The following is a 26,172-nucleotide window of genomic DNA, read 5'->3' as shown; positions in this document are numbered from 1 at the left end:
ACTAGATAGTTGTATTTTAATTAATTCCTATTTGTTCCAAATGAGGCATAAACTGGAATAGAAATATCCAGAAATAGCATTTAAAAATCCTTTTAATCAGAATGGATTACAAATTAAAATTTAGTTTGAAATTGGTAAAATTTCAGCTGTGTATACATTTAAACATTGTCATTAAGTTCCGGCAATGTAATGTTCTAAATTTTGAATAATAAATTTTTGCTCATCAATGATGTACTTTACAACATCTCCAATAGAAATAATGCCAATTAATTCTTCTTTTTCCATAACAGGTAAATGACGAATAAACTTATTGGTCATTATGTGCATACACTCCTCAATGGTAGTATCAAGATTTACTGTAATGGGATTTGGAGTCATTATCTCCCTGATGGGGGTATCCTTAGAAGCTTTTCCTTTCAGGATAATTTTCCTGGCATAGTCTCTTTCTGTAAAAATGCCTGTAAATGTGGTTTGTTCTATTACTAAAAGTGCACCAATATTTTTTTCGACCATTAATTCAAGGGCTTCAAATACTGAATTATCCGGGCTGATGGAGATGGTAGAACTACTTTTAGCTTTTAATACGTTTCTAACTTTTCCCATTGATATACTCCTTTCTATTTGCGATTTGCTTATAAGAAAGTTAGGGTTTTTTTCCTGAAGAAAAAATATATAAAACTCAATAATCTAATGGGTTAATCGGATTGAATGAGTTATAATTCTATAGGATGTTAGGTTGGTTTATTGATTTTTTCCTGAGCAGTTTCCAGGTCTGCCTGATCTGCATGCGGCTCTTCCTGTATAGCTGCAGCCTTCGGCGAATATTGCAGTTTGATATACATTGGAAAATGATCTGAACCACAATTCGGCATCCGTTCTATATGAATAAGCGTAAAATCGTTGGAACAAAACACATGATCAAGGGGGAAACGCATAAATAAATACTTTGCGTGGAAAGTATTAAAGAATCCGCGGCCTCTTCTAGGATCCAGCAGACCGCTGGTTCTGGAAAATAATTCTGTTGTGTAACTCCATGCAACATCATTTAAATCGCCGGCAACAATTACAGGCAGCTTGCTATTTTTGGCGCTCTTGCCAACCATTAAAATTTCTTTATCCCGCTCGGTAGAACGTGGATTTTCAGTCGGAACAGGAGGTGTTGGATGAAGCCCATGAAATCGGATCAAATCGCCGGAAGGTAATTTAATACAGGCATGAACGGAAGGGATACCATCTTCAACTAAATATTTAACTTTTGGATCTACAAGTTCAAATTTTGAATATAAAAGCATACCATAGGTATTTTCCAAGGGTACCAGGAGATGATGCGGATAGGTTTCTTTGAGAGAATGCATGCTCTCTTCCCACCATTTATCAGTCTCTACAAGCATTACTAAGTCCGGATCTTTTGAATTGATGCATTTCAGATAATCAGTAGCTTTTCTATTATATTGATAAACATTTCCAATAAATAAGCCAATTTGCTTATCAGGTGTATGCGTTTTTAATTTTAATAATTGTTTATTTCCAAGCCTTGTAAACGGCCAGATTTGAAATGTTAGGTAGCCAATGTTGCCTAATAACAGGGTAGTGAAAACTTTATCGTGTATTGTAACGAGTCCGAATAATGCTGCAAATGAAACAAACAAGAATACATTTAGAATTAATTTTTGGATTCTGGGATATTCAAATACCCGAAAAATCCAAAAATCATGTCTTATAAAGGGGATTAATGTAATTAAAATAACGAGGTAACCAGCACCCAGTATTATGTCTTTAAGAGTTTCCAAATAATTATGTGTTTAACAAAAATATAAAATCAAGTGATCATTTTATGCAAGCATTATTCCATAAAATCTGTTTAATTACATTTGCTGCCTAAATTCTTATCAGATGGCTAATATCTCATTTTATCTTCTGGCAATTCTGGCCGGAATCATATTGGCAGTTCAGGCCGGAATAAATTCGCAACTTCGAACTGTTTTGGGAAACCCGGTGCTTGCGGCTTTAATTTCATTTATTGCAGGAAGCATTGTTCTACTAATTTATGTGCTCCTTTTTCAGCGTCAAAGTTTTAGCCAATTGCCCAATTTGCATGGAATGGCCTGGTATAAATGGACCGGAGGCATTATTGGTGCCATGTATGTTACCGGAGTAATTTTAGTGGCTCCAAAGATTGGTGCTGCAAATACCGCCGGATTTATTGTAGCCGGGCAAATATTGTTTGCCCTGTTCTTAGATCATTTTGGTTTGCTTGGCTTTACACAACACCCGTTAATGTGATGAGATTTTTTGGTGCAATAATGCTTGTTTTGGGAGTTTTTGTTATCCTTAAGAATTAATCTGCTCCTAATTTATTTTAGCTTGGCAGGCAATTTGCATCTGCTCCTAAAAAATTAAATTATGAACTTAAAACGTACTTTCGGTCTTGTTTTAACAATACTTGGTATTGTAGGATTAATCTATGCAGCTATCGGCTTTGTGCAAAATTCTGAAGCCGCAAAATCTCTGATTGTTTTTGCTGTATTAGGAGCAATATTCTTTTTTACCGGCATTTCTTTAGTAAGAAACACTACCGATCAGGCTAAATAAGCGGAGCATAAAAAAAGGAAGCATGACGCTTCCTTTTAATCTTATTGCCTTATTAAGCAATACTAATTCATGCTTTCTCGAATAGAAGCAAGTAATCGGCCGCCTTTATAATAATATCTTCTCCAGTAAGCTTCATCAAGATCGCTGATCATAACGCCTTTACTACTGGAAGCATGTGCGAACTTATTATTACCCATATAAACACCCATATGAGTTATAGAACGGCTGCCAATTTTAAAGAAAACCAAGTCACCTTCTTTCAGATCGTCTTTGCTAACGGGATTTACCATGCTGAAAATGTTACGGGAATTACTTCCGATAACTGTATTAAATACTTTATTATACAGCTGAAAAGCAAAACCTGAACAATCAATTCCTCTTTTGGTACCCCCGCCTAAACGGTAAGGTGTTCCAATCCAGTCATAAACAAATTGATAAAGCTTTAGGTTTGAGGTGGCAGAAAGGGCCACACCCATTATTTGAGAGAAATATTCTGTAGCTAAATTATCCGGATCTTCAATTTTTAAAGTATTTTGATTCTTGGTTGTTTGTGCCTCAACTGACACAAAAGAAATGATAAGCAGCAAAGCCACAATTATTTTTTTCCCCATTCTGTACTGGTTTAATAGTTAAACAACAAAGACTATTAACGCCTTATACCTGAAATTATTTCAGAATGTTTCAAAACTATAATAATTATTGGTTGTATCCAACCTTTTTAACTTTGTTTTAACATATTGGATATTGTGAGCCTGCTGATTGTGTAAACAAAACACTTACCTAATTCTTTTTTTAGCAAGATATAGTTAGATTTGTCGTCCTTATCAGACATTAGTACGAATGAGTTCAGTTGAAATAACAAAAGATACCTATTTGCAGTGGTATGAGTCGATGCTTTTGATGCGCAAGTTTGAAGAGAAATCAGGCCAATTATACGGACAGCAAAAAATCAGAGGCTTTTGCCATTTATATATTGGTCAGGAAGCTGTATTGGCAGGCGCTATGTCTGTTCTCAGACCTGAAGACTCTATGATAACCGCTTATCGCGATCATGCTCACGCCTTAGCTAAAGGAATGGGTGCCAATGAAGTGATGGCCGAATTGTACGGTAAAGTAACCGGCTGCTCAAAAGGCAAAGGTGGTTCTATGCACATGTTTAGCAAAGAACATCGCTTTTTTGGCGGACATGGTATCGTTGGAGGTCAAATTCCATTAGGAGCCGGTATTGCTTTCGCGGAAAAATATAACGGAACAGATAATGTTTGTGTGTGTTATATGGGCGATGGAGCTGTAAGACAAGGTGCCTTAAACGAAACTTTTAATATGGCCATGCTATGGAAATTACCTGTAATTTTTGTTTGCGAAAACAATGGGTATGCCATGGGTACTTCGGTAGCCCGTACTACCAATATGGTTGATATTTATAAAATCGGATTAGGTTTCGATATGCCCTCTGCTCCTGTTGACGGAATGGATCCGGTAGCAGTCCACAATGCAATGGATGAAGCGGTTCAGCGGGCACGCCGGGCTGAAGGACCAACATTTCTGGAGATCCGTACATACCGTTATAAAGGCCATTCCATGTCTGATCCTGCAAAGTATCGTACAAAAGAAGAAGTTGAAGGATATAAGGCAAAAGACCCGATAGAGGAAGTTAAGAAAGCCATTGAATCAAAAAAATATGCTGATGAGGCATGGTTTGAAGAAATAGCTCAGAAGGTAAAAGCCATAGTAGATGAATCTGTAAAATTCTCGGAAGAGTCACCTTATCCGGAGCCTGAAGAATTATATAATGATGTATATATTCAAAATGATTACCCATACATCCGCGACTAATAATAACCTTATAATCTAATAACACTAATTTTTAAAAAATGGCCGAAGTAGTGCGCATGCCCAAAATGAGTGATACCATGACTGAAGGTGTTATCGCTAAATGGCATAAAAAAGTAGGTGATAAGGTTAGCTCGGGAGAATTAGTTGCCGAGGTTGAAACTGATAAAGCCACCATGGATTTTGAATCTTTCCAGGAAGGTACATTATTGTACATAGGTGCCGAAGAAGGATCATCTGTCCCAGTTGATTCCATCATTGCCGTAGTTGGTGAAGAGGGAGAAGATTATAAATCAGCTTTGGAGGCTGCCGGAAATCCTGAGAAGACAGAGGAAAAACCGGAAGAAGCAGTTAAAGAAGATAAACCGGCAGAATCTAAATCTTCTGCTGATAAACCTGAAGAGGAAGCATCTGCAGAATCAGAGGAAGCTGAAGTTGATCCTGAAAGTATTGGTGCAACCGTAATCCGGATGCCTTTACTAAGTGATACCATGACCGAAGGCGTAATTGCAGAATGGCATAAAAAAGTTGGGGATACTGTTAAAGGAGATGATGCTCTGGCAGATGTAGAAACCGATAAGGCTACTATGGAGGTTAACGGGTACGCAGACGGCACTTTGTTATATATAGGTGTAGAAAAAGGTCAGGCGGCTAAAGTAAATGATATTATTGCTATTGTCGGCAAAGCCGGTACTGATATCAGCCCTCTGTTAAAAAAGAAAAATCCTGAAAAGAAAGCTGAAGTTAAATCTGAAGATAAAAAGGCCGGTCAGGCAGAATCTGCTGCTCCTGTAAAATCAGAAGAAAAGCAGGAAACTTTTGCAGATTCAGATTCAAGGGTAAAAGCCTCTCCACTGGCACGTAAAATTGCCAAAGATAAAGGTATTAACCTGAATGAAGTTAAAGGTACTGCAGAAGGTGGCCGCATTGTAAAAAAAGATGTGGAAGGTTTTACCCCTTCAACCAAAGAAGTTCAGCAGGCTGCGGCAGCACAGCCAACAGCAGGCAAAGAAGCTGCTGAGGTTAAGCAAGCTATTCCTCAATTTATTGGCGAAGAGAAATTTACTGAAAAGCCTGTTTCGCAAATGCGAAAAGTTATTGCAAAGCGTTTAGCCGAAAGTTTATTTACTTCCCCGCACTTTTATCTTACCATGTCTATTGATATGGATAGTGCAATGGAGGCCCGTAAAAAGATTAATGATTTTTCTACTGTAAAAATATCTTTTAATGATCTGGTTTTAAAAGCAGCGGCAATAGCATTAAAACAACATCCAAATGTGAATTCTTCATGGTTGGGTGACAAGATTCGGTATAATGAACATGTGAATATTGGCGTGGCAGTTGCGGTAGAAGACGGACTTTTAGTTCCTGTTGTTCGCTTTGCCGACGGCAAATCATTATCTCATATCTCTGCCGAAGTAAAAGATTTTGCACAGCGTGCGAAGGCTAAGAAATTGCAGCCATCAGATTGGGAAGGTTCTACCTTTACTATTTCTAACCTGGGGATGTTTGGAATCGATGAATTTACAGCAATTATTAATCCGCCTGATGCATGTATCTTAGCAATCGGAGGAATTCAGTCTGTTCCTGTAGTTAAAAATGGAGCGGTTGTACCGGGAAATGTAATGAAAGTAACTTTAAGTTGTGATCACCGGGTTGTTGACGGCGCTACCGGTTCAGCATTTTTACAAACGTTTAAAGCTCTGCTGGAAGAACCTGTCAGATTGCTTGTTTAAATATATGAGTAAAAAAAAACTCCCTTAAATTTTTTAAGGGAGTTTTTTTATGGATTATCTTATTAAGATTCAATGGTATTGTGAAGTCCTTCAACTTTAGTTAATGCCTCTTCTACATTTCTTCGCTGCTCATTTAAAACCGAACGCAGTTCTGAATGAAGTCCTATATTTTCCAATACACCATTATAGGCACTTACCGCAGCTTTTTCACCTGTTACACAAGCCCCGAGAACTGCTTTGTTATCTTTTGAAGATAGTGCAGATTTCACATCTATCCATGCCCGGTGTATAGCGCCTAATGGCCCGCCCCCTTTATCCGGATCTCCGCCTGCTTTTGTAATTTCCTGACGTAAAACATTTGCAAAATCAGCTCGTTGCAAGCTGTATGCCAGAAACATTCCCTTTAAAGCTGCTGAATCTGCATCTTCTGCCGCTGTTTCATAACCATATTTTCCATCATTGCATATTGTAAGAAGATGATTCAAATCATCAATTAATTTTTCATTCGTATTTTCCATAATTAGGCTTTTAAAATTGTTTTCAGGATAACAGGGCTCAAGCGCTTTAGTTTGAATGTGCCGGAAGTATTTCAAGGCTCTCAATTTTTAACCTGAATTTTTCTAGATTTATATATAAACCTGAATTAAATGAAAAAGAATTTATTGATTATGCTATTTGTTGTTTTCGTTGCATTTGGTTTCTATGCCTGTAATCAGGGCTTAGCCGATGGTGAAAAAGCAAGCAATCAGAATATCGACAAGGTATTTGAAGATTATATGGAAGAAAACGCGAAATTTTTTCCGTTAAATGCAACTACCCAGGGCGACAACCGATATAATCACCTGCTTCCCAATGATGGTACTCAGAGCTTCCGCGACAGCTTAAAAAATTTCTATCAAACTTACCTTGATCGAATAAACCAGTTTGACCGCGAAAAGCTGGACCAGAACGATAAAATAAGCATGGACATTTTTAAATATGAGATGGAGGACAAGCTGGAAGGACTTGCGTTAAATTTATGGATGATACCTGCACAGCAGTTCTGGGGTCTGCCATTAACAATGGGGCAACTGGGATCCGGAGACGGTAATCAGCCTTTTAAAACTGTAAAAGACTACGAAAACTGGCTGGGCAGAGTAAAAGGGTTTAGTGCCTGGACCGATACTGCCATTTCCAATTTCAGAAAGGGAATTGCCGCAGGAATAGTTTTACCTAAACCCCTGGTAGAGAAAATGATCCCGCAAATGGAAGCTATGATCGTAACTGACCCATCAAAAAGCTTGTTTTATGGTCCTTTAAATAAATTTCCTGATCAGCTTTCAGAAAGCGACCGATCTCGTCTCACTGGTCTGTACAAACAGGCTATTCTTAATGAACTGGTGCCCAGCTATCAGAAGCTGGCTGTGTTTCTAAAAAATGAGTATTTGCCAAAAGCCAGAACATCAACCGGAATTTCAGCAATTCCGGATGGGGAGAAAACATACAATTACCTGATTAAATACTGGACAACCACCAACAAAAGCTCTGAAGAAATTTACCAAACCGGCTTGTCAGAAGTAAAACGGATCAAGGCTGAAATGGAGAAAGTTAAAAATCAAACAGGTTTTAAAGGCGATTTAAATTCATTTTTTGATTATATGAAAAACGATTCGAAGTTTATGCCTTATCAAACTGCCGAAGATGTTTTAAATGATTTCCGGGCCATTCAAAAAAAGATAGAACCAAATCTTTCAAAAATATTTGGCCGCAGCCCAAAAACTCCATTTGAAGTCAGGCAAACGGAAGCTTTCAGAGCAGCCTCCGCCAGTGCGGAATATAATCAGGGCTCGCCGGACGGATCAAGACCGGGGATATTTTATGTTCCCATTCTGGACGCTAAAAAGTTTAATTCAACGTCAGGAATGGAATCGCTTTTCCTGCATGAAGCTATTCCCGGCCACCATTATCAAATCTCACTTCAGCAGGAAAATGAGGAGCTTCCCAAATTCAGACGATTTAGCTGGTATGGTGCATATGGTGAGGGCTGGGCTTTATATACTGAATCATTAGGTAAGGAGCTTGGATTATATACAGATTCGTATCAATATATGGGAGCTCTGGGCGATGAAATGCACCGGGCAATCAGGCTTGTAGTGGATGTAGCCATGCATACCAAAAACATGAGCCGCGAAGAAGCCATTAAATACATGACAGATAATGAAGCTATTGGTGTGGATGGAGCAACTGCTGAGATTGAACGTTACATGGCCATTCCCGGACAAGCTTTATCTTATAAAATCGGGTCTTTAAAAATAAGAGAACTTCGTAATAAATACCAGCAGCAGCTTGGCAATAAATTTAAGCTTGCCGCATTTCATGATGAATTTTTAAAAGACGGATGCATGCCTTTGGAGATCATTGAGAAAAAAATGGATGTGTGGGCAAACACGCAAAAATAGACCACCGGAAAATAAAAAAGGGCGAAATCAGGTGTCTTCCTGAACTTTCGCCCTTTTTCGAAATGCTATTAATGTCTTAATAAACTCCGGATGTTTTTCTGTTTTGATCGGCATATCCAAAAACCTTTTGCAAAAGTGTGGTATTACGTGCAGAAATATTATTTCTGATCTTTAGTTCTTCCTGAGCGATTTCAATAAACAAACCATCAATTGCTTTTTGAGTAACGTACGCTTCAAGATCCGGATTAACCCGGCTAACCAAAGGAATTTGATTGTAGCGGTTAATTACATCTGTCCAGTAACGCGTAGCCCCAACCTTATTTAAACTGGACTGGATAATCGGCCGGAATTTACTCCGAAGCTGATCGCTGGTAACTCGTTTAAAATATTCGGTTGCCGCATCATTCTGGCGGCCAAGTAAAATATTAGTAGCATCTGAAATGGTCATTTGCTTAATAGCAGAAATGAAAATTGGTTTAGCTTCCTGAGCTGCGTCTTCGGCAGCACGATTAATGCTTAAAATCACATTATCGGCCAGAGAATTTAATCCAAGAGATCGGAGCGTACGCTCTACTTTTTGTGCTTCCTGAGGAAATAGGATTTTCACAGCCATGTTTCCAAAATAACCGTCTTTGGCCGCTAAGCGTTCTGAACTATAATTGGTTCCAAATTCCAGGGCCTGCTTTAAACCTAAACTGATTTCAGAAGATGTGGGATTTACAAGTCCTGTTTGATTAAGAATTTGTCCCGCCTGGTTTAAAGTTTCACAACTGCTTAAAAAAAGAACAGAAGTAGCTACAGCGAATATTTTGAATAATTTCATGTTATTATTTTTGTGAAACAGATAGCAATTCCTTTGCCATTAAATTGCTGGACTTCACCAGCTTTATAAATTCGGCACGATAGCCTTCTCTATCATTACCCAGAGCTCCTTCGGCCCATTGAATTACATCCGTAAAAGTGAGCTTGTTTTTAAATTCAGAATTGCGCAGAATCATTCCGTACGCGGCTACAGCAGAAGCGAACCGGTAATTTTCTGAACTGTTATTCCATGAAATTTGCTGATCTGCAACGGGTTTCTCCATCAGCTTACTTTCATCCTGGCCAGGTTTTTTATATCTGATTTTAACTGTCAGCAGCTCATCGCTTTTAGAATTCCTGTTATCAGCACTTTGTTTCTGATATTTCAGACTTTCTACTTTTTCAATAAAGTCACTATTTACACCAGTTGGGATTATTTCATACAATGCAGTAACTGTATGGCCCGAGCCCAGATCCCCGGCATCTTTTTTATCATTATTAAAATCTTCTTTATTGAGCATTCGGTTTTCATATCCTATTAAGCGGTAAGCCTGCACTTTTCCGGGGTTAAACTCAACCTGCAATTTTACATCATTGGCAATGGTGAAAATTGTACCGCCAAATTCCTTTACCAATGTTTTTCTTGCTTCGCTCATATTATCGATGTAAGCATAATTTCCGTTGCCTTTGTCAGCCAGAGTTTCGAGTTTACTGTCCTTGTAATTGCCCATTCCAAAGCCCAGTGCTGTAAGGTAAATGCCGGTTTTGCGCTTCTCTTCAATCATTCGGTGCATTTCCGCATCGCTGGAAACACCCATATTGAAATCACCGTCAGTAGCCAGAATCACCCGGTTATTTCCTTGTTTTAAGAAATTTTCTGTGGCTGTTATGTATGCCAGCTCAATGCCTGCTCCTCCGGCAGTAGAGCCTCCGGCCTCCAAACCATCTATGGCTTTTTTAATAATTTCTTTCTGGTTTCCCGGAGTTGATTTTAAAACCAAACCTACTGCATCGGCATAAACCACAATGGCTACTCTATCCTGCGAACGTAGCTGATCTACCATTAATTTCATGGAAGATTTTACCAAAGGTAATTTGGCAGGCATATCCATAGATCCGGATACATCTATTAAAAATACAAGGTTGCTGGCGGGAATCTTATCAGTAGCTATGGTTTTACCCTGTAAGCCGATTTTAACTAGCCGGTGTTTTGCGTTCCAGGGAGCGGATGAAATTTCTGTATGTACGCTTAAAGGATCGTTTGTTTGCGGCTGAGGGTAATCGTAATTAAAATAATTAATCATTTCTTCAATCCGGACTGCATCTATTGGCGGCATCTCACCTTTATTTATAAAACGCCTGATATTACTGTAAGAAGCAACATCTACATCAATTCCGAAAGTTGATAAGGGATTTTGTTTTACTTCTAAGAAACGATTTTCGTTGATAGCGTTATAAGATTCTGTATTATAAATCTGTTCTTTACTTTTAAATTGAGCATTACTTCCTGAAATGGGTGTAACTATTCCGTAAATAGATTTTGGAACTTTGAATTTCCCATCCATAGATGTGCTGATCATTTCAGTCAGTGTATTGTTAAGCGGCTCAAGTTGAACGAGGATTACGTCAGATTTACCTAACTTAATTTCTTTGCTTTTATAACCTATGGAATTAATCTGCAAGATTTCCTTTCCCTGAGGGACTTTTAGTTTAAACTTACCGTATTGATCAGTAATACTCGTTTCTGCTGATCCTTTAAGAATTATTTTTACCCCGGGAATTCCTGTTTGATCAGTTTTATCGATTACTGTGCCGCTTATAATCCGGTCAGCACTGTAATTAAAACCCGAAATCATTAGCATAAAAGAAGAAAGAAGAATTAGATATATCGATTTCATAAAATTTATTTTTAAGTGGGATGATCAAATGGGACATTTTCCATAATCTTCATTTTTTTAACTTATATCCAAGTTTTAAATTTCTTTATGATATTAAAATCTCAAAAATCATATAAAGATTGATGCTGGTTCATAATCAATTAATTTTTTTATACTTGAGCATTGCAAGCAGACAATAGATTTTGAAGTTTATTAAAAATATTTCTGATCATAAGAATTCTGATGAAGGATTTCTTTTAAAAGAATACCGTGAAAGCGGTAATTTGGAGGTGCTTGGTAAATTGTACGAACCCTACATGCATTTGCTGTACGGAGTTTGCCTGAAATATCTTAAAGATGAGGAGTTAAGTAAGGACGCGGTCATGCAGATTTTTGAACAGCTGATTGATAAACTCCGAATTCATGAAGTAAGTAATTTTAAAAGCTGGCTGTATACTCTGGCTCGCAACTACTGCCTGATGGCATTGAGAGTATCAGGAAAACATTCAATTGTTCCCATAGAAGAAAATTTTATGGAAAAGGAAGCTTTTACGCATCTGGATATAGAAGATATCCGGGAGCGCAAACTAAGCATCATGGAACAATGTATTGACAAACTTCCTGCCGAGCAGAAAGATACCATCAGTTTATTTTATCTTGAGCAGAAATGCTATAAGGAAGTGGCTGATTTAACGGGATATGATCTTAATAAAGTAAAAAGTTATATTCAGAACGGTAAGCGAAATCTGAAAAACTGTATAGAAAAAAATAGTGAAGAATAATTGGCCAGATAATCTTATAATCCAGCAATACCTGAACGGAACTCTGGAGGCTAAGTTGATGCATCAGCTTGAGAAAAAGGCTCTGGAAGATCCTTTTTTAGCCGATGCGCTGGAAGGCTATGCTCAATCTCCGGATGCAGATCATGGTTTAAGTATTTTACAAAGACAGCTTCAGGAACGCATTGTTCATCAGCAGGAAAATAAAAAGGTTTTTTACCTGAGCTGGCAACGTTTAAGTGTAGCCGCCGCTGCCGCTGTTCTTTTCATCTCGGCAGGAGTTTTATTCTGGATGAATTCACATCCGGCAGATCAAAAGATAGCTGCAAATTCAGGGCAAACAGAAGTAAGTCTTACTCCGATGGATAGCTTGCTGAATGAATCTGCCGGCAAAAAAGCAATTGTTAAAGCGACGGAAACCGAAAATTCAGAACAGCAGATTAAATCAGAACCTTTGATTGCTGTCACTAAAAACCCCATTTCAGCCAGGTCCCGAAAGTTTGAGCTTTTGAATGAATCAGAGCCTGTTGTTTTGAAGAGAAGCGCAACAATCGCAGCTAAAAAATCAGCTTTCCCGTCTAATTTTATCACTGGAAAAATAATTTCAGCAAATGATCAGTCGGCATTGCCGGGAGTTTTGGTTAAATTAAAAGGGAAGGATATTTCGGCACAAACAGATTCGAAAGGTGAATTTAAACTTGGCGGTTCAACTGCAGATGAAACTTTACAGGTTGCTTATATGGGCTATCAGCCACAAATAATTAAGACAATGCCCGGGGATTCATTAAGAATAGCACTAAATCCTGATAACCGGTCTCTTTCTGAAGTTGTGGTTTCCGGCTTCAATCCAGATAATTCAGGCTTCGCAAAACCTGCTGATGGCTGGAAGGAATTTAAAAAATATATTGCCCAAAATATTAAAAACGCTAAAGCTGATGTGAACGCACACGGCCTGGTTAAGCTGGAGTTTATTGTGGGTGTTGACGGTAAATTAAGCAACTTTAAAATACTAAAAGGATTAACTGATGAAGTCAATGCTTTGGCAGTTAAAATTATCCAGAATGGTCCGCAATGGAAGCCTTCCACTTCCGGCAAACCTCAGGAAGTGCATGTAGACCTTGACTTTTAAAAGTTATAAATCAATAAGCGCCATCTCTAAAACTTAATTATTGCCTGTATTTGCAGTACAGATGTATTATTTATGTGGATTATAATCTAATTAAATAATACTTTAGGTTTGGATATAGCATTCAGCGCAATAGCGCATAAACTAAATTTGTTATTAGAAAATCAATATGAAAAGATTATTTTTTGTATTTCCTATCCTGGTTCTTTTTTCCTGCCAGCAAAAAACCGCCGACACAAAAACTGATGCAACCGAAAATAAATCGGACGCTCATTCTTTTTCGGAACCTCATAAAGCAATAGTTAAACATTTGGATCTGGATATTAAAGTTGATTTTACCAGTCAGCTCATCAGCGGAAAAGCAAGCTGGTTAATCGAAAATCTTGCAAAATCAGAGGAAATTGTATTTGATACCAGGCAGCTTCAGATTCAAAAAATTACTCTGGGAGATGATGAAACCGAAACTACTTTCAGTCTTGCCGAAAATGTGAAAATTTTGGGTCAGGCTTTAAAGGTCAAAATTAATGATTCGACAAAAAAAGTTAATATTTACTATACAACTTCCAAAGATGCAGCCGCTGTTCAATGGTTAAACCCTCAGCAAACTGCCGGTAAAAAGCATCCATTTTTATTTACACAGTCGCAGGCAATATTGGCCCGAACTTGGATTCCTTGCCAGGATAGTCCGGGCATCCGTTTTACCTATAATGCAAAAGTAACCGTTCCTGCAGAGCTGCTGGCATTAATGAGCGCAGAAAATCCGCAGGCTAAAAATGCGGCCGGCGTGTATGAGTTTAAGCAACCTAATCCAATTCCTTCTTACCTTATGGCCCTTGCCGTAGGTGACATTGAATTTAAACCCATAGATAGCAGAACAGGTGTTTACGCTGAGCCGGTAACTATTCAAAAGGCATCTTATGAATTTGCCGATATGGGTAAAATGGTTACTGCCGCCGAAAATATTTATGGTCCTTATAAATGGGGAAGATATGATGTGCTGGTATTGCCTCCAAGCTTTCCTTTCGGAGGAATGGAAAACCCAATGCTGACTTTTGCTACTCCAACAGTTATTGCCGGAGATCGCTCGCTGGTGAGTTTAATAGCCCATGAACTTGCTCATAGCTGGAGCGGAAATTTGGTAACAAATGCTACCTGGAATGATTTCTGGCTGAATGAAGGTTTCACAGTTTATTTTGAGCGGAGAATTATTGAAGCTGTGTATGGCAAGGATGAAGCTAAAATGCAGGAAGTTCTGGGCTTCCAGGATTTAAATGCTACCCTAGAGGATTTTGGAAAAGAAAGTCCTGATACCAGATTAAAAGCTGATTTTAATGACCGCGATCCGGATGAAGGTGTTTCTGATATTGCCTACGAAAAAGGATTTTCCTTTCTGAGAACTATTGAAAATGAAGTGGGCCGTGAAAAACTGGACGCTTTTTTAAAAAATTACTTTAACTCACATGCTTTTCAGTCGGTAACAACCGAAGAATTTTTAGCAGATCTGGATAAGAATCTTATTAAAGGGGATAAGCAGCTGAGAGATAAACTTAAAATTGATGAATGGATCTATCAGCCCGGTTTGCCATCCAACTCTCCGGCAGTTTCTTCAGTAAACTTTACTACCGTTGACAGTTTGATTTCTACCTGGAAAAAAACGGGTAAGACTTCTGATTTAAATATATCCAAGCGATCAACGAATGTTCTTCTTTATCTGATCAGGCATTTGCCCGAAGATATCAGCATCAGTCAAATGACTGCTATTGATAAAGAATTTGGATTCACCTCATCTGGTAATTCAGAAATTCAGGCAGCCTGGTACACCCTGGCAATTCGTAAAAAATACACACCGGCATATCCTTCCATTGAAAAATTTCTAACGGATGTGGGGCGACGCAAGTTTTTATCTCCTCTGTATAAGGAAATGATAAAAACATCGGAAGGAAAGCAATGGGCTAAAAATATTTACCAAAAAGCAAGACCAAATTATCATTCAGTATCCTATAATTCAATTGACGAGTTGCTAAAATGAGATACGCCTTTCTGATCATTTGTTTTATGTGTTTTATTTCGGGTTGTTCAAAGCCTGATGCAAAAACCATTGTTGATAAAAGTGTTGCCTTCTATAATATGGAAAAATTACAGAATGCAACATTAGAATTTGATTTCAGAAATTTTAAGTTTAAGGCCATGCAGTTGAATGGTAAATTTGTGTACGAACGAAGTTTTAGTGATTCAACCGGGCAGATACATGATATTTTAAGCAATGACAGCTTTAAGCGGATGGTAAACGGAAAAGAATTAAAGCTTGATGCCGAACAGGCAGCTAAGTATGCTCAAGCTGTAAATTCAGTTATCTATTTCGTATATCTTCCGCTAAAACTCAATGATCCATCGGTTATTAAAAAGTATCTGGGAGAGAGCAGCATTAAAAATAAGAGTTACTATAAACTGGAAGTTAGGTTTGAACAAAAGGGAGGAGGCCAGGATCATGATGATGTTTTTTATTACTGGTTTGATAAAGAAGATTACAGCATGGATCATTTTGCTTACAGCACGGGTGGCAACCGTTTCCGGCAGGTGATGGGATCTCATAAAGTTTCAGGAGTAACTTTTCAGGATTATATTAATTATGAAGCTCCCGAAGGCGATTCTTTAACTCCTTTAATAAAGTATGATAGCTTGTTTACAAAGGGTAAATTAAAAGAGTTATCCAGAATAGAAATTAAAAATATAAGATTGAACTAAAGTTTAAAATTCCTCATAAACCAAAAAATCCGGATAGCTAAAACTGTCCGGATTTTTGATAAGATATATTCTCCAGTTTAGAATATGTAGTGGATTATTGAAAAGAGAAGAGCCGCTAAAATTCCTGAAACAGGAATAGTTAATACCCATGCCCAGATAAGGCTTACTGTGACTCCCCAGCGAACTGCTGATACTCTTTTAACTAAACCAACACCAATAATAGATCCGGTAATAGTGTGTGTGGTTGAAACCGGAATTCCAAAATGCTCGGTAATTCCTAAAGTAATGGCTCCGGCAGTTTCTGCTCCAACACCTTCTAAAGGAGTAACCTTTGTAATTTTTGAGCCCATTGTTTTTACAATTCTCCAGCCACCTGTCAGCGTACCTACCGAAATAGCAGTATAACAAATCAGAGGTATCCACTCCGGCATTTCGGCCCCCTGAGTTAATACATTAGAAGCAACCAGGGCTACATAAATAATTCCCATTACTTTTTGAGCGTCATTACCACCATGCGTAAAACTCAATGCAGCAGAAGAAAGCAACTGTAATCTTTTAAACCATTTCTCGGCAGTAGATGGCTTTGAATTTTTAGAGATATTTATAATAAGCAGCGTTGTAATCGAAGAAATGATCATTCCAATTACTGGTGCAAGTACTATAAACAGAATAACCTTTAAAAGTGGTCCGTAATTTAGTGCTTCGGATAGCGTACCGCCAGAGAATAAGGCATTGGCTAAGCCGGCACCGGCAAATCCTCCTATAAGGGTATGAGAAGAGCTGGATGGGATTCCGTAATACCAGGTAAATAGGTTCCAGGAAATTGCAGCGATCAATCCTGCCAGAATTACTTCTAAGGTGATAAAGTTTTCCGAAACTGTTTTAGCAACTGTATTGGCAACTTTATGGTCAGTAAAATAAAAGTAAGCAGCAAAATTGAAAATTGCGGCCCACAATACTGCATGAAAGGGCGATAATACCTTGGTAGACACAATGGTAGCAATGGAATTTGCTGCATCATGAAACCCGTTAATATAATCGAAAACAACTGCCAGTATAATGACAGTTATCAGAAGAGTTGTAACCATGTTTGGCGGGTATTAATTATGCGTGTTTAACCAAAATGGATTCTAATACGTTGGCTGCATCTTCACACATATCGGTTGCTGTTTCCAGTGCAGAAAGAACTTCTTTGTATTTGATCAGGTTAACAGCATCTTTTTCATTATCAAATAATTGTCCCACGGCTTTATCAAAAACATAATCAGCCTGATTTTCAATACTGTTAATGCGAACGCATGAATCGGCAATGGTGCGGATATTTTTCAGATTACGAAGTTCGCGGATCGCTTTATCAAGCTCCTGACAACCTTGAAGAATTAAATTAGAAAGCTCCTTTATCGGCTCGGTAATCAAGGTAACATTGTACAGGTTCATCCGGCTGGCAGAACCATGAATGTAATCAGCAATATCATCAATTGCACTTGCTAAACGGTGAATGTCTTCGCGATCAAAAGGCGTAATAAAATTTTTGCTCAGTTCAAGGTGAATCTGGTGTGTAATTTCATCTCCAATATGCTCCAAAGCTTCTATTTCTTTAAATAATTCTTCGCGGCGGGTAAGATCTTCGGTATTAACAGCTTCTACTAATTTTTCTCCCAGTTTTATAAGGTTTGCACTATCCTGCTCAAACAGCGGAAAGAATTTTTTATCCTTTGGAATGAAGTATTGAAAAATATTATTTACAGACATGATAATTTACAATGAGCCGCAAAGCTACTATCTCAATGTTAAGTTAATGTTAAGTGTTTAAGTATTTGTGTTTTATTTTTTCTTTCCATAATTTCAATAATCTTTTGACGGAGCTTTAAAAGCTGTTTAAAGGTAATCCATTGATTTATAATTCATTCAGAGGTAATATATTCTTAATATTAATTTAACCTTCACGCTCTTAGTTTTACTTAATTTTGTTTTTTCTGAAATATGAATAAGAGCTGTATATATATATTATTAATCTTTTTACTGAGCTCCTGTTTGGATAGTAATCGCTTTGATGAAAAAAGTGACAAACGGGGGAAGATAAAAATTGACGGTTCCAGCACTGTTTTCCCCATAACCGAAGCGGTTGCGGAAGAGTTTAATAAAATATATCCGCGGATACGGGTTTCTGTCGGATTATCCGGAACAGGTGGTGGGTTTAAGAAATTCAGTCGTGGCGAAATAGATATTAGTAATGCATCCCGTCCAATAAAGGATACTGAAATCGAATCCAGTAAAAAAAATAACATTGATTTTGTTGACCTCATAGCAGCTTATGACGGATTATCTGTAGTTGTTAATCCTAAAAATACCTGGGTGGATTATCTCACCGTAGCCGAGTTAAAAAAAATATGGGAGCCAGAGGCGCAGGGAAAAATCATGCGCTGGAATCAAATCCGGCCCGAATGGCCGGATGAAGAAATTCACTTGTATGGTGCCGGTGTAGAGTCGGGAACATATGATTATTTTACGGAAGCAATAGTTGGAAAAAGTCATTCGAGCAGAGGTGATTTTACAGCCAGCGAAGACGATAATGTACTGGTACAGGGCATTTCTACAGATAAACTGGCATTGGGATTTTTTGGCTTTGCCTATTTTGAAGAGAACAGAGATAAATTAAAATTAGTGCCAATAGATGATGAAACAGAGGATAATGGACAGGGACCCATATTGCCATCGGTAGAAACAGTTATGAATAAAACCTACGCTCCTTTGGCCAGGCCCCTATTTATATATGTAAGCAGTGAATCTGTAAAGCGGGAAGATGTCCGCATCTTTGTGAATTATTATCTGGACAATACCAAAACACTGGCCCGTGAAGTAGGATATATTGCCCTGACACCAAAAGATACGGAGGAAGATAAAAAGCGTTTTTTTGATTTCTGTTTAAAGTATTCTAATATTAAAGCTGACTCACTTGAAAACGAAAGAAAAAGTAATTGAGTTTGGTTTAGGGCTAAGCGCTCTAATAACAATACTTACCACTGTAGGTATTCTTTGGGTGTTGTTAGTGGAGGCTTTTTCGTTTTTCGGCAAAGTATCCATAATCGATTTTTTGACCGACACACAATGGACTCCGCTTTTTGACGAAAAACATTTCGGAATTCTTCCACTGGTAGCCGGCACTTTACTCACCACTTTTATAGCAGTTCTGTTCGCATTACCTATCGGATTAACAATTGCAGTATATCTTAATGAATATGCCTATCCGGGTTTTAGAAAGACAATAAAACCTATTTTAGAATTACTCGCAGCAGTACCAACAGTAGTTTATGGATTTTTTGCTTTACAGGTAGTCACTCCGTTTCTTCAAAGCTTTATTCCGGGTTTAGCAGGATTTAACTCACTTTCAGCAGGTTTGGTTATGGGAATTATGATTATTCCACTCATTTCTTCTTTAAGTGAGGATGCTTTATATGCCATACCCAAATCTTTAAAGGAAGCATCGTATGGAATGGGTGCAACACGTTTCCAAACAGCTTTTAAGGTAATGGTTCCGGCAGCAACATCCGGTATTGTGGTCTCGGTAATTCTGGCAATCTCCAGAGCTATCGGAGAAACCATGATTGTAGCAATTGCAGCGGGTCAGCAGCCACGCTTAACAGCAAATCCCTTGGTGCCTATTGAAACCATTACTACCTACATTGTACAGGTAAGTTTGGGAGATGTTCCGCAGGGATCCATTGAATATCAAACCATATTTGCAGCAGGCATAACCTTGTTCATATTTACATTTACATTAAATTCGGTTAGCTATTGGATTAAAAAGAAATTCCAGGAAAAGTATGAGTAACGCCACGAGAATAAACCGGATTAAAGACAGAGCCTTTAAATATATCGGTCTGTTTTGTACTTTGTTTGGAATTATTGTTTTGGCAATTTTTCTGATTGATATCCTCATAAAAGGAATCGGCAGGATCGATTGGGCATTTCTAAGCTCACTTCCATCAAGGATACCTGAACGGGCCGGAATTTTAACTGCTTTTGTAGGAACTATCTGGATTTTGATCTTAACCGCCATAATTGCTATTCCCATCGGTATTTCCGCAGGTATTTACCTGGAAGAATACGGTAAGAAAAGCCGCATGGCAAACCTTCTGGAAATTAATATTTCTAACCTTGCCGGGATACCTTCCATCATTTACGGCTTACTGGGACTCGAAATATTTGTCAGGATTATGCATTTGGGAAACAGTTTAATAGCTGGCGCATTAACGCTTTCATTGCTTATTTTGCCGATCATCATTGTGGCAACCAGAGAAGCAATTAAAACTGTTCCCAAATCTATTAAAGAAGCATCTTTTGGAATGGGAGCTACGAAATGGCAAACTATCAGGCAGATTACGTTGCCTGCTGCAGCGGGTGGAATCTTAACAGGAATTATACTAGCAATCTCAAGAGCTATTGGTGAAACAGCGCCTTTAATTGTAATTGGCGCCCTTGCATACGTTCCGTTTACCCCAGAATCTCCCATGGATGAATTTTCGGTCCTCCCGATGCAAATTTTTAACTGGATTTCAAGACCGCAAAAAGGCTTTGCAATTAATGCAGCGGCCGCAATTATAATTTTGCTTGCTATAACATTTGTGATGAATGGAATAGCGGTTTACCTGCGAAACAGGTGGCAGAAAAAAATCAGATGGTAATAAAATAAACAGGATGCACATACTCGAAGCCAATGGAATTAATGCTTATTACGGTACTAATCATGTACTGAAAAACATTAATTTACAAATTAAGCCGCATACAATTACAGCATTTATCGGACCCTCGGGCTGCGGTAAATCTACGTTTTTGAGAATGTTCAATCGCATGAACGATTATATCGACGGATTCCGTAAAGAGGGCGAAATAATCATCGAAGGGAATGAAATCTATAATAAACAAGTTCGGGTAGAGGATCTGCGCAAGCAGGTGGGAATGGTTTTTCAAAAACCCAATCCTTTTCCAAAAACCATTTTCGAAAATGTAGTTTATGGTCTGACCATTCGGGGCGAGAAGGACAAAAAGAAATTAAATGAAATTGCAGAGCGTTCTCTGAGGCAGGCGGTTTTGTGGGATGAAGTAAAAGACAGCTTAAAAAAATCAGCTTTAGCATTATCAGGCGGTCAGCAGCAGCGTTTGTGTATTGCCCGGGCATTAGCTGTAGAACCATCCATAATTCTGATGGATGAGCCGGCATCTTCTCTTGATCCCATTTCAACAGCAAAAATAGAAGAGCTTATCCTGCAGCTTAAAGAAAAATACAGCATTGTGATTGTAACCCATAATATGCAGCAGGCGGGCAGAATTAGTGATAATACTGCATTCTTTTATATGGGAGAACTAATAGAATATGACGAAACCTCAATAATTTTCACAAGTCCTAAGCATGACAAAACACAAAGCTATGTCACCGGAAGGTTCGGTTGATTTGCTGTCATTCTTGTTTAATATCTAAGTAAATTACATCATGAGTCCGATAGAAACCCAAATCAATCAGTTAAAAGCAGAGACAGTTAAAATGTTTAACCTGCTTATCCGTCAGGTATCAAAAAGCCAGGAGGCCATGTTGGATTTTGATAAAGATCTCTCCAGGGAAGTGATTGTAATAGAAGATCATGTTAATTCATTCGAATTAAAGCTGGACAGGGACTGCGAAAACCTATTGGCTTTATATAATCCTCTGGCTATAGATTTACGGCTTGTGCTTGCAGTTTTGAAAATTAATTCGAATCTCGAACGGATAGGAGATATTGCCTCCGGTATTGCAAAATTTGTGATCCGGTACGATAAAAATTTTGATGAACGTATAATTGAAAGAGCTTCGATTATGCCGATGTTCAAAACATGTTTGTTAATGCTTCATGAGGTAAAGGATGCCTTTGAAAAGGAGGATACCCAAATATCAAGAAAGGTATTTAAGCAGGATGAGTTTTTAGATGAAATTAATAAGAACGCCATTAAAAGCTTAACAGAACACGTGCAAAAACATCCCGAAGATTTAGAACAGGCATTTTACATGATGGCCATTATTTTAAAACTGGAGCGGGTAGGCGACCAGATTAAAAACATCGCCGAAGAAATCATTTTTTATATCGAAGCCAAGGTGTTAAAGCATACTCCCAAAAAACAGGAAAAGAAGTAGAGGCAAGTTGATTTCGTTTTAACTTTCCCGATTAATTATTCCTTATATTTTTCAAGCGTGAACCCGAAAGTAGAACCTAAACCTTCGGTACTCCGAACGTTTATCGTTTGACGATGCGCTTCAATAATATGTTTTACAATCGCCAGTCCTAGGCCTGATCCGCCAATTTCTCTGGATCGGCTTTTATCTGTACGGAAAAACCGTTCGAACAACCGAGGCAGATTTTTTTCCTCAATGCCAATTCCATTATCTGTTACTTCAACTAAAATTTCTTCATACAAAGAGAAAACACTGATAGCAGTTTGGCCGTTTTCTTTACCATATTTAAAAGAATTGTCAATCAGGTTTACCAGCACCTGCCTTATTTTTTCACGGTCGGCATTAACCCAGGTTGGATAATCATATTTACTTTTAAAAATCAGGCTGATGTTATTTTTTTTAGCCTTTAATTCCATCGACTCTATCACTTCTTTGATCAGTTTGGTCATATCAAACTTTTCATAATTGATGGGTAAATCGCCAGTTTCGAGTTTAGAAATAGCATCCAGATCTTTTATAAGAAACGTAAGACGCTCGGCATTTCTGGCAACTTTGGCTAAAAACTTTTGAGACATTTCCGGATCATCAATCTCTCCGTCCTGCAATGCTTCTACATATCCCTGTATGGCAAATAACGGCGTTTTAAATTCATGCGAAATATTTGATAAAAATTCCCGTCTAAACTTTTCCTGCTTCCGCAAGGCATCAATCTCTGTTTTTTTATCCTTTGCCCATTCTTTTACCTCCTGCTCTACATCATTTATAGGATCAGAACTTACATATTCTCCTAAGGCATCTTTCAGGTCTTCCCCTAATTTTAAGCTATGAATCAGTTTGTAGATCAGTTTAATTTTGCTGTATACGAATTTTTCAATCAGATAATAAAATACTACAAAGCTGGTAACCAATGAAATGCCGAATGTTATAAGCATATCCAACAGATTTTGCTGGAAATAATAATTTATTATAGAAAGGCTTAAAGCGACCGCAAGGGAATTTAAGAAGACTAAAACGCGTAATTTCATGAATGCAATTTACTATATAAACGCTTTGCCATGGGTTTTTTTAACCAAAAATCGGGTCACTGAGGGGAATGATTTTAAAGCGCTAACCGAAAGATTAGATACATGTTTATTACCGAACAATTTCTGGATTAATCTGCCGCTTTTTAATCGTATCGAAAACTCTTTCTCCCATCGGTATATATATTCTTTTTCCAGAAGCAAGCGGTTTAAACCGGAGTTTTTGTGGGTATAGGAAAGAATACTTTCTGCCAAAATTTTTCCGGAGTGAATGGCGATAGCCATTCCGTTTCCGCAAAGCGGAGTTATCATTCCGGCTGCATCTCCACAAAAAAGTAAATGATCTTCAACCAAAGTTTTGCGTTCAAAAGAAATTTCATTTATTACTTCGGGCTTTTCAAAAATAAATTCAGAATTGTTAAAAAGATATTTCAGGTGCGGATTTTTAAAAAGTATCTGCTCTTCCATTTCACTAATTCCTGAATACTTTTTTAGATTGGCCGTTTCAGAAAGGTAGCAAAGACTGTATTTGTCGTCTTCAATTTTGCAAACTCCACAATATCCGCCTGTAAAATTATCCAGCCTGATCAGGTTGTTGGCCAGGTCTGTTTTAATATGATATTTTACTCCCAAATATGGACTTCGGCGGTAAAAAAATTGGCGCTTAAGTTTTTGGTCCAGATTTGACCGCTTACCATAAGCAGCTATCGCGATAGCGGATTCTAAAATTTGATTGTTTGATAAAGATATTTTAAAGGTGTTTTCGGTAAAGTTGATATCAATAACTTTTTCAAATATGAATTGCACTCCCAGTTTCTGAGCATGCTCAAATAATAAAAAATCAAATTTGTACCGGCTTAAACCAAAACCACCCAGCGGGAGCGGAGTTTCCATGATTTTTCCTGAAACCGAAGTAACGGAAAGATGGATGAGTCGGGCGGGGTTAAGCTCAGAAACCCGGATATTTAAGGATTCTAAAAATGGAAGAACCTCATTAGAAATATATTCGCCGCAAACGCGATGAAAAGGATATTTCTTCTTTTCGATCAGGGTAACCTGATAGCCCTTGCTTTGTAAAAGGATGGAACAGGTTAAACCGGCTAAACCTCCGCCAATAATGATTGCATTTTTCATTATTCAGCCATCATTAAAGGCATTAATTGTTCTCTGGGCTTAAATTCCGCTAATCTGTTTTTAAAAGAACTTGAATCGATACAAACCTGCCACCTGAAAGCCCATTTCCATTTTATAGAATAGCTGTCAAAATTTCCTTTTCGCAACATTTCTTCAATTTCTGTGCGTTTAAAACTTCTTAGAACAGATAGCTTAGAATCGTGCTTCACCATTTCTGATCGGGAAAAAGCGGAAGTTAATAAACCGATTGAATGATACGCAAACCAGTGCCTGTGCAGATCGTTTATAACCACGCAGGCACTTGCGCAATCGGCCATTTTTTGAATGAGTTTTACCCAACTTTTATCCTCAAAATGATGTGTAAACAGGCTTGATATAACTATGTCGAATTGGTTTGTATATAATTTTGCACTCATTACATCCGCCAGGATATAAGAAATTTCGGGATAATCTTTTGATTTGGCCCGTGCATATTCTATGGCCGATTCTGTAGCGTCAACTCCCACTAATTTCAGCTTCAGGTTTTTAGATCGGGCCCATTTCGCAATAACTCTTAATGAATCGCCACCACCGCAACCCCAATCGCTGATGATCATACCATTGCTGATTTTTAGTTTTCTAAAAGCGTTGAAAAACACATTATATCCGCCAAGGAGTTTATTTACAACTTCCAGCTCGTCCATTATCGGGTCGATAATTTCGTGGCCAAGCGAAAAATCGTCCATCATTTCTTCTTCAGTGCTCCGGCGACTAAAATCAGGCATATTAATTTCTTTTCAGGATCATAGATTCTACGGTTAAGCCCGGGCCAAATGCGAACCCGAGAATATTTTCTCCGGATGGACTATTGGGTTCATCCAAAAGTTTTTTAAGGACGAATAATACAGTTGCAGATGACATATTACCGAAATCTCTTAAAGTTTCATATCCGAACTGATTGGCTGCAGATGAAAAGCCGAGAGCACTTTCTGCTGCTTCCAGAATTTTTCTGCCACCGGGATGAACAGCAAATCGCCCGATATCTGAGAATGCAAGCCCGGCCTTTTCAAGCAAGCGATCAGAAATTGAATAAATATGTTTTTTAATAAGTTTAGAAACTTTGGAGGTAAGCTTCATCTCAAAACCTGCATTACCAACATACCATCCCATTTCGCTTCGGGCTTCGTGTACAAATTCAGAATAAAAAGTATCTAGGGTCAGGCTATTGGAATTACCTGTACGATGATCGTTATTTTCTACAATCACTGCTGCTGCGCCATCCGAAAAAAGTGAATTGGCCACCCAGTTATCCAATGTGTTTTCTTTCTGGAAATGAAGTGTGCAAAGTTCAATACAAACTATCAGAACTTTGGCGTTTGTATCCGCCCGGCAAATATAATCAGCAACTTTTAGAGCATTGAGGGCGCCGTAACAGCCCATAAAATTTATGCAGGTTCTTTCAATATTCCTTTTTAAGCCGAGTATTTCAACCAGTTCAATATCAATTCCCGGGGCGTGCATGCCAGTGCAGCTAACGGTTATCAGATGTGTAATTTTTGGTGTAAGATCTTCAGTCAGCGAGTCGATACAGTTTTTTGCGGCAGCTGCAGCAATTTCTGCCGCTTCATGCTGATAAAGCTGCAAGCGATTTTGAGTGCTTGGAAAAGGTTCGAAATTCGGACTGTTATTGAAAAATCTGTAATCGCGACCATTTGCTTCGCCGAAATCCGGGATTACCGAATAACGATGCTCGATGCCCGAATGATCATATATTTTTTTTAGTCGCGAAGCATTATTTTCATCTAAATCAAAAGCTTTGACCATGAAACCGTAAATGTCATTCTGCGGAATTCGGTATTTAGGGTTTGCGGTACCAATCGCACTTATACAGCTGTTCATGTAAGG

At 38.1% G+C, this 26,172-nt stretch carries 26 protein-coding genes; 14 read left to right on the top strand and 12 right to left on the bottom strand.

Annotated elements, in window-relative coordinates; genetic code table 11:
- Positions 1-171: 171 nt before the first annotated feature.
- Positions 172-603: a CBS domain-containing protein gene (locus G521_RS0103150; RefSeq protein ID WP_026897223.1), complete on the bottom strand. Its 432-nt coding sequence runs from the start codon at positions 601-603 to the stop codon at positions 172-174.
- A gap of 128 nt (positions 604-731) precedes the next feature.
- Positions 732-1,790: an endonuclease/exonuclease/phosphatase family protein gene (locus G521_RS0103145; RefSeq protein WP_081675010.1), complete on the bottom strand. Its 1,059-nt coding sequence runs from the start codon at positions 1,788-1,790 to the stop codon at positions 732-734.
- 103 nt (positions 1,791-1,893) lie between these two features.
- Between G521_RS0103145 and G521_RS16385 the strand changes: the two genes are divergently transcribed.
- Both G521_RS16385 and G521_RS0103135 read left to right on the top strand, forming a co-directional pair.
- Entirely contained in the window at positions 1,894-2,283 is a 390-nt protein-coding gene (locus G521_RS16385; protein ID WP_051189419.1) for a DMT family transporter, read from the top strand.
- 120 nt (positions 2,284-2,403) lie between these two features.
- Entirely contained in the window at positions 2,404-2,592 is a 189-nt protein-coding gene (locus tag G521_RS0103135) for a hypothetical protein (protein WP_026897221.1), read from the top strand.
- Between the two features lie 62 nt (positions 2,593-2,654).
- On the opposite strand, the gene G521_RS0103130 is transcribed toward G521_RS0103135, so the two are convergent.
- Positions 2,655-3,203, bottom strand: a complete 549-nt coding sequence (locus G521_RS0103130; protein WP_026897220.1) for a C40 family peptidase — start codon at positions 3,201-3,203, stop codon at positions 2,655-2,657.
- Between the two features lie 229 nt (positions 3,204-3,432).
- Between G521_RS0103130 and pdhA the strand changes: the two genes are divergently transcribed.
- Complete coding sequence (gene pdhA, locus G521_RS0103125; RefSeq protein WP_026897219.1) at positions 3,433-4,428, top strand: pyruvate dehydrogenase (acetyl-transferring) E1 component subunit alpha; 996 nt, start codon at positions 3,433-3,435, stop codon at positions 4,426-4,428.
- A 38-nt stretch (positions 4,429-4,466) separates the two neighbouring features.
- Positions 4,467-6,161 carry a pyruvate dehydrogenase complex dihydrolipoamide acetyltransferase gene (locus G521_RS0103120; protein WP_026897218.1) on the top strand — a complete coding sequence of 565 codons (1,695 nt, stop codon included), beginning with the start codon at positions 4,467-4,469 and terminating at the stop codon, positions 6,159-6,161.
- Between the two features lie 62 nt (positions 6,162-6,223).
- Here the strand turns inward: G521_RS0103120 and G521_RS0103115 are convergent, their stop codons facing one another.
- The gene (locus G521_RS0103115) at positions 6,224-6,679 is read right to left on the bottom strand and encodes a ferritin-like domain-containing protein (protein WP_026897217.1); all 456 of its coding nucleotides are present in this window, start codon (positions 6,677-6,679) and stop codon (positions 6,224-6,226) included.
- 129 nt (positions 6,680-6,808) lie between these two features.
- Here G521_RS0103115 and G521_RS0103110 point away from each other — a divergent pair, with 129 nt between their 5' ends.
- Positions 6,809-8,599, top strand: coding sequence for a DUF885 domain-containing protein (locus G521_RS0103110; protein ID WP_026897216.1), 1,791 nt, complete (start codon positions 6,809-6,811; stop codon positions 8,597-8,599).
- 76 nt (positions 8,600-8,675) lie between these two features.
- Here G521_RS0103110 and G521_RS16380 read toward each other — a convergent pair whose 3' ends face one another.
- Together G521_RS16380 and G521_RS0103100 are read right to left on the bottom strand one after the other, a co-directional pair.
- Positions 8,676-9,422 carry a DUF4197 domain-containing protein gene (locus tag G521_RS16380; RefSeq protein ID WP_036678061.1) on the bottom strand — a complete coding sequence of 249 codons (747 nt, stop codon included), beginning with the start codon at positions 9,420-9,422 and terminating at the stop codon, positions 8,676-8,678.
- A 4-nt stretch (positions 9,423-9,426) separates the two neighbouring features.
- Positions 9,427-11,298 (bottom strand): vWA domain-containing protein, encoded by a 1,872-nt coding sequence (locus G521_RS0103100; RefSeq protein WP_026897215.1) that lies wholly within the window; start codon positions 11,296-11,298, stop codon positions 9,427-9,429.
- 182 nt (positions 11,299-11,480) lie between these two features.
- Here G521_RS0103100 and G521_RS0103095 point away from each other — a divergent pair, with 182 nt between their 5' ends.
- The 4 genes from G521_RS0103095 to G521_RS0103080 all read left to right on the top strand — a co-directional run bounded on the left by G521_RS0103095 (position 11,481) and on the right by G521_RS0103080 (position 15,927).
- Positions 11,481-12,059 carry an RNA polymerase sigma factor gene (locus tag G521_RS0103095; RefSeq protein ID WP_026897214.1) on the top strand — a complete coding sequence of 193 codons (579 nt, stop codon included), beginning with the start codon at positions 11,481-11,483 and terminating at the stop codon, positions 12,057-12,059.
- On the top strand, positions 12,049-13,185 hold the full coding sequence (locus G521_RS0103090) for a carboxypeptidase-like regulatory domain-containing protein (protein ID WP_026897213.1): 1,137 nt from the start codon (positions 12,049-12,051) through the stop codon (positions 13,183-13,185). Before G521_RS0103095 ends, G521_RS0103090 begins: the two co-directional genes overlap by 11 nt.
- A 166-nt stretch (positions 13,186-13,351) precedes the next feature.
- Positions 13,352-15,211 (top strand): M1 family metallopeptidase, encoded by a 1,860-nt coding sequence (locus tag G521_RS0103085; RefSeq protein ID WP_026897212.1) that lies wholly within the window; start codon positions 13,352-13,354, stop codon positions 15,209-15,211.
- Complete coding sequence (locus tag G521_RS0103080) at positions 15,208-15,927, top strand: DUF6503 family protein (protein ID WP_036678057.1); 720 nt, start codon at positions 15,208-15,210, stop codon at positions 15,925-15,927. Before G521_RS0103085 ends, G521_RS0103080 begins: the two co-directional genes overlap by 4 nt.
- A gap of 77 nt (positions 15,928-16,004) precedes the next feature.
- On the opposite strand, the gene G521_RS0103075 is transcribed toward G521_RS0103080, so the two are convergent.
- Both G521_RS0103075 and G521_RS0103070 read right to left on the bottom strand, forming a co-directional pair.
- Complete coding sequence (locus G521_RS0103075) at positions 16,005-17,015, bottom strand: inorganic phosphate transporter (protein ID WP_026897210.1); 1,011 nt, start codon at positions 17,013-17,015, stop codon at positions 16,005-16,007.
- Between the two features lie 16 nt (positions 17,016-17,031).
- The gene (locus G521_RS0103070) at positions 17,032-17,679 is read right to left on the bottom strand and encodes a DUF47 domain-containing protein (RefSeq protein WP_026897209.1); all 648 of its coding nucleotides are present in this window, start codon (positions 17,677-17,679) and stop codon (positions 17,032-17,034) included.
- Between the two features lie 282 nt (positions 17,680-17,961).
- On the opposite strand from G521_RS0103070, the gene G521_RS16375 reads away from it, so the two are divergent.
- From G521_RS16375 to phoU, 5 genes are read left to right on the top strand one after another with little or no spacing between them, the layout of a single operon-like run.
- The gene (locus tag G521_RS16375) at positions 17,962-18,909 is read left to right on the top strand and encodes a PstS family phosphate ABC transporter substrate-binding protein (protein ID WP_245580823.1); all 948 of its coding nucleotides are present in this window, start codon (positions 17,962-17,964) and stop codon (positions 18,907-18,909) included.
- Positions 18,884-19,759 (top strand): phosphate ABC transporter permease subunit PstC, encoded by an 876-nt coding sequence (pstC, locus tag G521_RS0103060; RefSeq protein WP_026897208.1) that lies wholly within the window; start codon positions 18,884-18,886, stop codon positions 19,757-19,759. Before G521_RS16375 ends, pstC begins: the two co-directional genes overlap by 26 nt.
- Complete coding sequence (gene pstA / locus G521_RS0103055) at positions 19,752-20,612, top strand: phosphate ABC transporter permease PstA (RefSeq protein ID WP_026897207.1); 861 nt, start codon at positions 19,752-19,754, stop codon at positions 20,610-20,612. Before pstC ends, pstA begins: the two co-directional genes overlap by 8 nt.
- Positions 20,613-20,625: 13 nt before the next feature.
- On the top strand, positions 20,626-21,378 hold the full coding sequence (gene pstB, locus G521_RS0103050) for a phosphate ABC transporter ATP-binding protein PstB (RefSeq protein ID WP_026897206.1): 753 nt from the start codon (positions 20,626-20,628) through the stop codon (positions 21,376-21,378).
- A gap of 40 nt (positions 21,379-21,418) precedes the next feature.
- The gene (gene phoU / locus G521_RS0103045) at positions 21,419-22,093 is read left to right on the top strand and encodes a phosphate signaling complex protein PhoU (protein ID WP_036678054.1); all 675 of its coding nucleotides are present in this window, start codon (positions 21,419-21,421) and stop codon (positions 22,091-22,093) included.
- Between the two features lie 35 nt (positions 22,094-22,128).
- Here the strand turns inward: phoU and G521_RS0103040 are convergent, their stop codons facing one another.
- Genes G521_RS0103040 through G521_RS0103025 form a run of 4 tightly spaced genes read right to left on the bottom strand, consistent with a single transcriptional unit; the run spans position 22,129 to position 26,166 of the window.
- Complete coding sequence (locus tag G521_RS0103040; protein ID WP_026897204.1) at positions 22,129-23,157, bottom strand: sensor histidine kinase; 1,029 nt, start codon at positions 23,155-23,157, stop codon at positions 22,129-22,131.
- A 12-nt stretch (positions 23,158-23,169) separates the two neighbouring features.
- Positions 23,170-24,288 carry an NAD(P)/FAD-dependent oxidoreductase gene (locus G521_RS0103035; protein WP_026897203.1) on the bottom strand — a complete coding sequence of 373 codons (1,119 nt, stop codon included), beginning with the start codon at positions 24,286-24,288 and terminating at the stop codon, positions 23,170-23,172.
- Complete coding sequence (locus G521_RS16370; protein ID WP_081675007.1) at positions 24,288-25,052, bottom strand: methyltransferase domain-containing protein; 765 nt, start codon at positions 25,050-25,052, stop codon at positions 24,288-24,290. The genes G521_RS0103035 and G521_RS16370 overlap by 1 nt, the downstream gene beginning before the upstream one ends.
- Position 25,053: 1 nt before the next feature.
- The gene (locus G521_RS0103025; protein WP_026897202.1) at positions 25,054-26,166 is read right to left on the bottom strand and encodes a type III polyketide synthase; all 1,113 of its coding nucleotides are present in this window, start codon (positions 26,164-26,166) and stop codon (positions 25,054-25,056) included.
- Positions 26,167-26,172: the final 6 nt, after the last annotated feature.

Origin of the sequence: Daejeonella oryzae DSM 19973 (genome assembly GCF_000422945.1) — a bacterium.
Taxonomy (GTDB): Bacteria; Bacteroidota; Bacteroidia; order Sphingobacteriales; family Sphingobacteriaceae; genus Daejeonella; species Daejeonella oryzae.
Note: the sequence above shows the minus strand (reverse complement) of the source record. Positions and strands in the feature narration are given on the sequence as shown.